The 11,449-nt window shown below is 43.0% G+C and carries 7 protein-coding genes and 1 pseudogene; 4 read left to right on the forward strand and 4 right to left on the reverse strand.

Annotation, left to right across the window (positions count from 1 at the left end):
* Positions 1–191: 191 nt before the first annotated feature.
* From ACM0OZ_RS04330 to ACM0OZ_RS04345, 4 genes are all read right to left on the reverse strand, one after another.
* Positions 192–2,849 (reverse strand): DNA translocase FtsK, encoded by a 2,658-nt coding sequence (locus tag ACM0OZ_RS04330; protein ID WP_414581584.1) that lies wholly within the window; start codon positions 2,847–2,849, stop codon positions 192–194.
* A 32-nt stretch (positions 2,850–2,881) separates the two neighbouring features.
* Positions 2,882–4,981, reverse strand: a complete 2,100-nt coding sequence (locus ACM0OZ_RS04335) for an AAA family ATPase (RefSeq protein ID WP_414581585.1) — start codon at positions 4,979–4,981, stop codon at positions 2,882–2,884.
* An 11-nt stretch (positions 4,982–4,992) separates the two neighbouring features.
* The gene (locus tag ACM0OZ_RS04340) at positions 4,993–5,850 is read right to left on the reverse strand and encodes a transcription factor RcaD (protein WP_414581586.1); all 858 of its coding nucleotides are present in this window, start codon (positions 5,848–5,850) and stop codon (positions 4,993–4,995) included.
* 210 nt (positions 5,851–6,060) lie between these two features.
* Positions 6,061–7,008, reverse strand: coding sequence for a glycosyltransferase family 2 protein (locus ACM0OZ_RS04345; RefSeq protein ID WP_414581587.1), 948 nt, complete (start codon positions 7,006–7,008; stop codon positions 6,061–6,063).
* Between the two features lie 318 nt (positions 7,009–7,326).
* Between ACM0OZ_RS04345 and ACM0OZ_RS04350 the strand changes: the two genes are divergently transcribed.
* The 4 genes and pseudogenes from ACM0OZ_RS04350 to ACM0OZ_RS04365 all read left to right on the forward strand — a co-directional run bounded on the left by ACM0OZ_RS04350 (position 7,327) and on the right by ACM0OZ_RS04365 (position 11,435).
* The gene (locus ACM0OZ_RS04350; protein WP_414581588.1) at positions 7,327–8,550 is read left to right on the forward strand and encodes a glycosyltransferase family 4 protein; all 1,224 of its coding nucleotides are present in this window, start codon (positions 7,327–7,329) and stop codon (positions 8,548–8,550) included.
* A gap of 826 nt (positions 8,551–9,376) precedes the next feature.
* Positions 9,377–9,523: pseudogene (locus ACM0OZ_RS04355) on the forward strand (ISAs1 family transposase); the annotation flags it as partial.
* A 371-nt stretch (positions 9,524–9,894) separates the two neighbouring features.
* Positions 9,895–11,010, forward strand: coding sequence for a sodium-dependent bicarbonate transport family permease (locus ACM0OZ_RS04360; protein ID WP_414581589.1), 1,116 nt, complete (start codon positions 9,895–9,897; stop codon positions 11,008–11,010).
* A gap of 92 nt (positions 11,011–11,102) precedes the next feature.
* Positions 11,103–11,435 carry a P-II family nitrogen regulator gene (locus tag ACM0OZ_RS04365; RefSeq protein ID WP_414581590.1) on the forward strand — a complete coding sequence of 111 codons (333 nt, stop codon included), beginning with the start codon at positions 11,103–11,105 and terminating at the stop codon, positions 11,433–11,435.
* Positions 11,436–11,449 lie beyond the last annotated feature (14 nt).

Raw genomic sequence — 11,449 nt, forward strand, 5'->3', positions numbered from 1 at the left:
GATCTCTGAAAATTGACTGTTATCTCATTGTTCTTATAGATACAAGGCACTTATGATATAGCAATCCTATCTGATTTGTGAAAATTGGGCATACTTAGATTCCCGACTTCTTTAAGAAGTCGGGAATCTTGTTGTTCACGTAGCCGAAGGCAGCCCGTAGGGCTTATAATTTAGGATTGCTATAGACAAGGCTAGACTGACGGTAGGCTAATCTGTGTCGCAAATAAACTTTGTAACCGATGCATTTGAGCGCCAATGAGGTAGAGTAAATCGCCTTTACCTAATAAGCGAGCAGCGGCTGTTTGTTTTCCTCCCAAGATAATTGCTGAGTCTGCTTCACTGGCAGTTCGGAGTGCAACGCGTCCTGGTAAGTTAGAGCGTATAATTGGGGTAACAATACCTGCTTCAGGACGTTGGGTAGCAATAATGAGATGAATTCCAGCTGCTCTTGCCATTGCACCCAGACGTTTAATGCTTTGTTCTAACGCCGTACGAGTTTCTTTTTCTGCCATGAAATCAGCGTATTCATCAAAAATGCAGACAATGCGAGGCAAAAGCTGTTGAGAACGTTGATTGTAAGTACTCAAATCAGCACACCCAGCTTTTTCAAATCGCTGATAGCGCGACTCCATTTCTGTGACTAATTCTTCCATCAGTTCAATAGCGCGATCGCTATCTTTAACGACTGGCGAGTACAACCACCGCATCCGCTCAAATTCGGGAAAGGTAACTCGTTTGGGATCAACTAAGGCAATCTGTAGATGTTGCGGCGAATGACGAACGAGTAGACTTAGAAGGAGCGATCGCAAAAACTCACTCTTTCCACTCCCAGTTGTACCCCCAACCAAAAAGTGACAGGTATTTGGATCGGACAAATCAGCCTCTACCAACTGTCCCTCTAAATTCACCCCTATGGCAATTTTTACAGGTGCGGTTGCTGGTAAAGGTTGCGACTTTATATAATCCTCAAATCTAGCAACTTGCCTGTCTGGACGAGGTAAGTCAACACTGACATATCCAGCCTGAGGAGAAATCAGAGGCGAATTTGCTAACCCCAACTGCACTTGCAAATCAGCCGATAACTTCAGCAAAGAGTTCACTTTCACACCAAGCTGGGGTTTGAGTTTCACCCGGATAAAAGCTGGACCAACAGCAGCCCCGTGGTAATCTACACCAATACCAAAAGATTGCAACGTGGCAACCAATTCTTCACCTATGGCATCAGCATTGGGAGTTACCTCCTCATCTCTTGTGGGGTGGAGAGAAGTTGCGTGCGGGGGTTCCCCCCGTTGAGCAAACTTCGGAGCATCTTGCCCGCCCTCTTCTACAGGCAGGCGAGACGCCTGCCCCACAAAACACTGACTGTTATCAACTACAAAATAAGCCTGACACTTTTGCTGCTGTGGACAAATTTCGCACAGATAAGGCTGGGTTGTAGGCGGTGGGGGATTGGGATTTGGTGGTTCCCAACTCAGCCATTGCTGCATCTGTTGTAACTTATAGGGAATCAGCTGATGCACCGTATTTTCTAGCTGTTCCCAGGTATACTGATACTCTTTGAACTCAGGCAAAACACAGTAAACCGCCGAGTCAACAGCTACTTTTTTCTTTTGCCATAGCATATAACTATAAAGCGCAACCTGGGCTAATTGCGCTGATGCATCAGCAGGCTGATAGGTTTTAAATTCCACCACACATAGGCGCTTGAGTTCAAAGTTGTAGACTAAGCAATCAAATTCTCCTCCTACCCGTTGTTGCGTTCCATCTGGGAGATTAAAGTAATACTCAAGGCTGCGTTCTTCTGTGATAAAAGTCTTACGAATAACTGTTTCTGCATCGCAATAGCGGCGATTAACTACCAGCAATTCAGCAAAGCGTTTGATCAGTCGTTGTAATCCCTGCCAAACTTGTAGCATTGCTTGTGCTTGGTTAGCATCTTTTTTAACAACTTGTTGTAGGTAAGGATAGAACTTTACTTCATAAAAAAGCTGTTGCATACCAGAGGCAATTTCCTCTACCTGCAATTGGGCAGCAGATGGTTGAAACAAATCTTGAAATCGTGGTTCATGAGTAGCTAAACTCACAAATTCATCAGCTAATAGATGGAATGCCTTGCCAATTCCATTCTGGGTATTTCGTGGTAAAAATAAGGTGTTTCCCCCGAAATGCTGATTTAAATAAAAAAGGCGGGGAGACTCAAAGGCAACTCTGACTTTAGTAACAGTTAAAGATGATTTTTCAGATTTTTCTGTTGGTTTTTTTAAACTATTAGATGTAGATGCCATATCAAAAATATTATTTATAATATTGGGATGAGAAATTTCTAATAAGCGGCGATGCACAGCAGCCAAATAAACTGTATCCATTGCCGCGTATTGTAGCTGCTTTCCGCTAAGGGGACGTTTTCCCCAGTCGCTTGCTTGTTCTTCTTTATTTACATTAGAAAATCCACAGAGTTCTGCTGCTAATGTTTTAAGTTGTAAGTTGGATACTTGCAAAACTTCGCGGGTAATCTTTCTGGCTAGCTTGAGCGTACAGGTAACATTTTGGGCTAGCTGTCCACCCAGGTATTTCAAATCAAAGCTGGCGTTGTGGAATACCTTTTCTATATTAGGATTAACCATGATTTGGTTAATAAAATATGCTGCTAAATCAGGTTTATGTAACACATCGAGAATATAAACAGATTCACCCGCAGAATCTGTGGGGTTAGCCAACACCTGAATGAGCGATAATTTGGGATAGGGAGTATTCCAGTCAGCGATTTCTGTATCTAGCCATAGTGTTTTAGCCAAGGATAATTTGGTGATTTGCGATCTGATTTCATTGGCTTCTGAAAGATATTGCATGAGCTCATTTCGCCTAAATTCAATTCCAAAAATTAACTTTTAGGGACTAGACAAATCAATTGAGCTTCTGGTTTAGCTTTCTGGTCAAGAATTTGAACAAGCTTTTCTTGACACATCTGCTGTATTAATTGATTGATTTGCAATTCAGTCAACATAGGAAACTGACTGCGAGCATTTTGGATAAGTTGCTGTCGTCCCATAAATTTTTGAGTTGTCATTAAGTCCAACAAAAATTCTTTTGCTGTTAACAATTCTTTGGGTGTTGTGACTGGCATAATTATCTTAAATTGCTTTACTTTTGTCTTAGCATCGTCATCTCTTTTTTGGCTTGTGTCGCTATTTTGTTTAACTATCCCCAAATCTTGTAATAATGGACAATCATCCAAAAGTTTAGATTCACGAATGAGAGATTGTAAATTCTTCAAATTAATGGTTTTTCCAGCAATGACCAAATCTCCCTCACGAGCATCTTTCACTAAGCTATGATAGGTGGCTATGTAGTGAACAGAGGAAAGATTTGGCGTAATGCGACTATGGGGAGAACCTGTGAAAATTTCTGTATAGCGTTTGTAGCCTTTATTGCTTGAGCTACCCACTTCTTCTGCACGAATCAACCGCAGCTTTAAGGAAGGATTTTTTTCAATTGCTTTGCCGCAAGCTTCCATGACATGGAAGAAAGTAGTCATTTTACCATCTTCTGTCCAAATAACACCTACTCGTGCAGCTTGAGAAGGAAATTTATAGCCTAGTGAATAACTGGCAAACTTTGTGCCGGTGAACAGTGGAGTTTTAATATCCTCTATTTGCAAAGCAGCTAAAGCTTCTTGTAGCATCTGAATAAGTTCGGGTGAGGATAAGTGGCGAAGTTTCGTGATTCGCTGTTGAACTTTGCTCAATTCCTCACGCCATTTCAATTTTACAGCAGCTATCAATTTTGAATGCTCATCTTCGTCTCCTGCAGTCCTTCGTTTAAATTCATCCTTATTGGTACGAGAAGCTAACCATTCTTTGTAATCTTGAAATATATCTCGTCCAAGCATAAGTGCGTTTCTGGGATTAGTTTTGCCACCTGGAAATTCTTCCTCTATGTATTGACGAGTTAAAGGATAAATAAAGGAAGCTGGCTCAGGATTTGCTTGACGGTGCAGAAAGTAAAGACGAGATGCCAAAAGTGATTCTGCTTGGTTTAAATTGATAAGTCTTAAAGAAACTTTTCTGTCTATACGAGCTTTGTGTGATAGGTCAATTCGGGTAGCATTTTGTTGCCAGGTATTCGTAGTGATGCTAATAATGATCAAAAAGTTGTTATCTTCGTCGTGAATTTTGGTATTGATGCTAAATAAAGTCTGTAAATCTAGAGAACCATCTGGTAACCGAGCAATACTTTCTAGCTGATCGAAGCACAGCACAATTGGCTGGGTGTCAGCAGCAATTCGACTAAAGTTGGCTAGAGTTTCCCGTGCTGCTTCTTCTGTATCAATAGAGCTTCCTACCCGTAGAGCTTTGAGAGACTCTTCACTTAAGTCATTTCCTCGTAACCACTCGCAAGCTAAGGTATTTAGTTCTGAATTAGTAAGGTCATGCAGTACTCCAAAAAAATTGTCGGCATTATAGATACCTGCTTGCTTGTATGTACTTTTGAGTTTGTTGATAAATTTTCGGCGATCGCTTCGCCACAAACTGAAAATATCATCTTGGAAAATGCGTTCTTTTATACTGCGTTGCTTGATGACAGATAACAAACTCTCAAGCCAAAGCAGCAACTGAGTATCTTGTTGTCCCTCTGGAACTTGTACTAAGCTATCAACTGTGTAGCGCAAGATATGTCTCCAGATGCCATCACTTTGAGGAAATGGAGGTATGTAGACAAAAAAAGCTTTATGATTAAATGCTTTTTTCAGCCGACCTAACAGATAAGTCTTTCCAGAACCATTATCGCCGTCCAATACCACAGTGCGTGTCCGATGGTCTCGAATAACTTGATCAAGAATTGCTTCTACTGACGTGATCGCTTCTTGATGGATAGAGTCAACCCTGGGTTCTGGCTGTTGCTGTTTGTGCCAAAAGTTGACAGAGCGAAAGTTATCGAAGGGGTTGGTACTTCTCAGAATAATTTCATCTATGGATGCCATAAGGCTGCTCTTTAATTAACGGTAACTTTAAGAAAAAACAGAGGACTGCCTGAACGCTGGCTAATGCCAGCGTTGACTTGATCTGGGGTGTATTCTTGGGCGTGTACAAGCGCTCTTAACTCAATTTGGTCATTTGCTTCCAGACGATACAGTGCCTTATCTAATTCTTCCCGTGATAGCGGCGGTTGTAACTTTTGCCGCAGATGAAAAATTGGCAAATAATTGTCAGTTCCCAGTTCCCGATCCAATCTCCGGATAGTTTGTAAAATTTCTTCGTCCGTAAGATTAATAATAGTTACAGCAGCCGACTCTTCCTTGGTAGGTGCTGAAGTAGCTACTTGCTCAGGCTTAGCATGTAAAGATTTCCGCAAAAAGCGCAGGTAATTATTCAGCAAATCCAAGCTAATGTTTGCAGCACCCTTTGGACTGTAGTCATCCCGCAAATACTCAATTCCGCGTTCGGTAAGCCATACCTCAGCTTTAGTCTTCTTAATCTTGATTTCAGCGTCAATTAATCCCTTTTCATGGAAGCTTTGCAAGATGGCGTCTCGCTCCTCTGACTTCACAGATTTGACATTAATTTTGCTTGGCGTGATTTTTCCTGAAGCCTTGCTGATACTCTCCAGTACCTTCAATTCATTAGGCTTGAGCGGCAACTGATCTGTGTCAGTTTTTAGCAGAGCTTGACCAGGCGGTAAAATCTTAACTGCGGCAATCTCGCGGGAATAGTCTACCAGTTCGCGATCGCCCAAACTTTGACAAATTTTCTCTTTACCTTTAAAAGCTTTGAAACTACTAGAACTAAGGCTTGACCGATAATCGGAACATCCTAGTAACTTTAATAAGAACTTTAACTCATTGGTATCCATGCGGGTATTCTTGCTTAAATATAAATCAGCACCACTCTAGCTCGAACTGCAATAATTTACACTCCTTTTTATCGTAGCTAGATTTAGTGTGTTCAAGCAGCCTAAATGTTCCCAAACAAACATAAAATTAGATATTCGGTTTCGTACCTTAACCCAACTTACCCTCTATCCTCTTTCTTTGCGCCTTTGCGACTTTGCGCGAACCATTTCTTACCCCTTCACCCGTCTTACCAAACCAAACGCCCAAGGACGCAACCCCACAGGTAACAGCGACAACCCTAACCCAGTCCACGCCTTAGCAGAAGAAAAAGACTTCCCTGCCAAAACTAACTCTCTTCCTTTTTGCGTTTCACCCTTTTCAATTAACCGTAACCCTAACAATAACTGTGTCTCTGCAAGACGCTTTTGCCTAATTTCCTCCAGCTTGTCCGATGGAAATTTATAACTTCCTAAATACTGCAATTTATCAGTTAAATAAGGAATTGCCCGATCAATACCTTGCTGTTGGTCATGAAAGCGATATTCCATTAACAACTCTGGTAAGTAATAGCCTTTCTTTCCTGCCAAAGCCAACCGCACAAATAAATCATTATCCTCGCAATTTTGCCAATTGGGCTGCATAAATCCCAACTCTTGCAAGGTGGAACGGCGAAATAAGGTTGCGCCTATTTGAAAGCTTTGGTTAACAAACACAACTTCTAACAAATTATCAATAATACCTGCTTGTAAATTCGCCCTACCCCAGCGGCGAGAATTTTCTTGCGTTTTCGCTTCATCTCGGACGTTGTTAATATCAATCACCCAGTGGTCAGTTCCAACAAAATCAATGCTAGAGTCTTTATCAAGAATCGCTGCGGTACGTGTTAGGAAATTTGGTGTTAACTTATCATCATCATCAAATTTCATAAAATATTCGCCCATTGCGGCATCAAAGCCAGAGCGCATATTATTACTTTTACCAATATTTTCTGGATGACGGATATATTTGATGCGGTTGTCTGTGTACTGCAAAATAAGTTCAGGTGTCCCATCCTGAGAACCATCATCACAGATAATCAATTCAAAGTCTTGATAAGTTTGTTGTAGTACACTTTCAATAGCGAAAGGTAGCAGCTTCACACGATTGAAAGTTGGAATGCAAACACTTATTTTAGGCATATTTTTTGAGTTATAAGAAGCAAGAATAGTAGAATTATGTCATTTTTTTAATTCTTAATTTTAAAAAAATATTGATATAGCAATCCGGTTTTATTTTTGAAAAATTTTAAGTATTTTTCGGGTGGGCAATGCCCACTATATCTGGGTTATATCTGGGTTTTGGTAAGCATTGCCCACCCTACGTGTATTTCAAAAATCTGCGGAGGAATCCTATACTTTTACAAATAATTACGTACAAATACTGAAATATTTGCTTGGAAAAAAATTATTATGTGTATATCATCGCTGTAGTTCCCTCTTTTTGCTACTCGGTACACTATGAGAATTTTAATGCTCTCTTCGACATTTCCCTATCCGCCTACACGAGGTGGAACGCAGGTGAGGACGTTTAATTTGCTTAAGTATCTCAGTCAACACCATGCTATCACCCTGGTTACTCAACGAGAGCCTGATGTTACAGATGCAGAAATACTAGGATTACGGGATTGTGTTGACAACTTAATTCTTTTTAATCGCCCAAAAGACTCCGGTAAATACGGAGGGATACTGAAGAAAATTCAGCGCTTCATGGCTTTTATACGACAAGGGACACCGCCAAGTGTGTTAAACCGCTACTCAGATGAAATGCAAATCTGGGTTGATAACTTTATACAGGCGGGGAAATGTGATGTCATTACGTGCGAACATAGCGTGAATGAAATTTATGTGCGATCGCACTTACAAAAACATATCAGAACTGTAGTCAACGTTCATAGTTCTGTCTACGGTACCTGTCGCAACCAGTTAGACACTGGTATTTCTGAAAATAGATTTCGAGATAGACTTTATCTACCACTTTTGCGTCGTTACGAGCAACGCTACAGCTCTAAATTCTCGGCAATTGTGGTAACAACAGAAGAAGATAGGGTTCAGATGCAAGAATTTAACCCTAATAGTGAAATTGTAGTCATTCCCAATGGCGTAGATTTGGTTTCGTTTCCCAACCGCACCACTGATCCAGGGGGACACCGCTTAATTTTCATCGGTGCAATGGATAATTTAGCAAATATCGATGCTGTGTGCTTTTTCAGCAACGAAGTTTTACCAGAAATTCAAAAACTTTACCCTGATACGACTTTCGATATTGTTGGTTCTCGTCCTGCACCAGAAGTTTTAGCACTTAAAGAAAAACCTGGTATTACTGTAACAGGGCGTGTGCCTTCAATGGTAGAGTATTTGCACAAAGCGACTGTCTGCGTTGTGCCGATGCGGACGGGATTTGGTATTAAAAATAAAACTTTAGAGGCGATCGCTGCGGGTGTACCAGTCGTCGCAAGCGATCGCGGTTTAGAAGGACTGGCTGTAGATGGTGCAAATGTACCACTGATTGCCTTACGAGCAAATCAGCCTACAGAATATGTGACTGCTGTTTGTCAATTATTTGAAAATCCGCAATTGCGAGCAGAATTGTCTCGTAACGGTAGACAATTGGTAGAAATAGAATTCACTTGGGATAGCGCTGGTAAACGCTATGAGGAAGTCCTTACAGGTGGTGGGTGCTGAGTCAAAACTCAGCATTTATAGCTATTCTCGCAACAATAGCTGGGGCGCAAGGATGGGAAGACATTGAGAATTATGGCATGAGTAAAAAATAGTGGTTAAAAGAGTTTTTGGCATTACCCAACAGTATTCCCATGCCTGCGGCACGCTAAGCGCAAAGCGCACGCACTCGCGTTTGCCCTGAGATGACACATTTCTATCGCCTTAAAAGGGAATATTTGTGCAGCTGTCACTCCACTGACTTCCAGCTAAGCGCCCTTTCTCCTGAAAACGTTCTTTATTTATAGCAACAGCCAAGGTGGTTAGGACATCAACAAATGATAAAACCTAGACACAAAAAGACTCTTCACCCAATCCCCAGTCCCTAGTCCCTAGTCCCTTGCTATAAATAAAGTCAGTAGACCGAAAAGATTTCTAGAAAGCTTACCATCCGTTCATTTGACGGATTGCATACAATCCGCCAGAATGCCCGTATCATCTGCTTTTTGAGCAATAGGGTTGTAGATCAGTTCTCTAGCCCAGGTAAGCGATTGCCCAAGGGGCACTGCGCTCCGCGCAATCGCTCTCCTGGGTCTCAGAAGCGTCGCCTGAAACCCTTATTCTTTCGTGAACTTACAAAAGTTTTCGGTCTACTGAAAGTAGTTGATGTCACTCCACTGACTTCCAGTTAAGCGCCCAGGGCAAACGCATCTAAATATTGATGAGCATGGATAAAAGTAGAATGCACTATAAGCTAGACCTCATAGTACTTTCAGAAAATTAAACATCTCTTTTCAAATAATGATAATCATTATGAGGAGTGGATTAGAGGCAACCGACGGTTGCCACTAATGCTCCACAGAATTTTGCAATTCTCAGACATATTGCAGTCAATCTTTTAACTCAAGAGAAGCGTGTCAAACGTGGAATCAAAAATAAACAGTTTCTCGCGGCGATGGATAACAAATATTTACTAAGTATTTTAGCGTTAGCTTAAAATTTATTCCGCCGCTGCAACGACTTGTTGGGCTGCTGCCCCCGACCGCTGGCTTCGCGGTGTCAGTGATCTAAAAACCATAGAAGAACCTTTATGCATACAAAAACTTTTTTCTTGATCCCTCAGCAAGTATTACTACCCAAAGTGGCGTACAGTATAAGAATATCCAAATGATTTAACTATTACGATTTAGTTTTTCAGAGCTTGAAGTCGCTCGGCAATCATTCTCGGCAGTCTGTTGTTGAGACTTCTTTGACTGCGCGATCGTGTGCTGTAGGGGTGAAGCGCCTCACTCTTACTTTCTTTAACTGTTTAAAGTTCATTTAGTTCATTTATTGCAATACTCCTCATCCGAGGAGAAGGAGGCATTCGTGGATTTTTTGTCCTTTTTTTTAATGGACTTCGTTAAGCAGTTGCAGTCCCCAACACTTGGTTTTTTGATTGGTGGTATGGTCATTGCCGCTCTCGGTAGCCAATTGGTAATTCCAGAGGCGATTTGTCAGATCATCGTCTTCATGTTGCTCACCAAAATCGGTCTGACCGGTGGTATTGCGATCCGCAATTCCAACCTGACGGAGATGGTGTTACCCGCAGCGTTTGCTGTAGCAGTAGGGATTCTTGTTGTATTCATCGCGCGCTATACGTTGGCCAAGCTGCCGAAGGTCAAAACCGTAGATGCGATTGCGACGGGGGGGTTGTTTGGTGCTGTGAGTGGCTCTACCATGGCCGCCGCCCTGACGCTACTGGAAGAACAAAAAATCCAATACGAGGCATGGGCTGCCGCACTCTATCCCTTCATGGATATCCCAGCGCTCGTAACGGCGATTGTGGTGGCCAACATTTATCTCAACAAGAAGAAGCGTAGAGCAGAAGACCAGTATCTCAGCAAGCAGCCCGTTGCAGCAGGCAATTATCTCGATCAGCAAGATTATCCCAGCAGCCGACAAGAGTATCTCAGTAAGCAGCAGGGTCCTGCAAATAATCGGGTCAAGATATGGCCGATCGTGCAGGAAAGCCTCCAGGGTCCTGCCCTATCGGCAATGTTGCTCGGCATTGCTCTTGGCCTGTTCACCCAGCCAGAAAGTGTCTATAAAAGCTTCTACGATCCCCTCTTCCGCGGCTTGCTTTCGATCTTGATGCTGGTCATGGGTATGGAGGCTTGGTCAAGGATTGGCGAACTGCGCAAGGTGGCCCAGTGGTACGTCGTGTATAGCGTGGTGGCACCGCTGGTGCATGGGTTCATCGCCTTCGGTCTCGGCATGATTGCCCACTACGCCACGGGATTCAGCCTGGGCGGTGTTGTGATCCTGGCCGTCATCGCCGCCTCCAGTTCAGACATCTCAGGTCCGCCCACGTTGCGAGCTGGGATTCCGTCGGCCAATCCCTCCGCCTACATCGGTGCCTCCACAGCCATCGGTACACCCATTGCGATCGGCTTGTGTATACCGCTCTTCCTCGGACTCGCCCAGGCGATAGGCGGCAGCTAATCCCGACGGGTCGCGGTCTGTCGGCCCTCCCTTGACCCGGCAGACCAAGCGACTCAATATATAAGATCAATTACGGTAAGGAGGTAACCAACATGGCCAAGCCAGCCAAAAAGCTCGTCATCATCACGGAAAAGATTCTGCTGAAAAAGATCGCCGATATCATCGAAGAATCCGGGGCAACCGGTTATACGGTTCTGGAAACCGGCGGTAAAGGCAGTCGCAACGTGCGCTCGTCGGGACAACCCAGCGTTTCTGACACCACGGCGAATATAAAATTCGAGGTGCTCACCCCGGATCGGGATATGGCCGAGAATATTGCGGATCAGGTCGCAGTGAAGTTTTTCCTCGATTTTGCGGGCATGATCTATATCTGTGACGCGGAGGTACTGTACGGGCACAGTTTCTGTGGACCAGACGGCTGTTGAATCGAGACGACACA

Source organism: Scytonema sp. PCC 10023 (genome assembly GCF_963920835.1).
Taxonomy (GTDB): domain Bacteria; phylum Cyanobacteriota; class Cyanobacteriia; order Cyanobacteriales; family Nostocaceae; genus Kalymmatonema.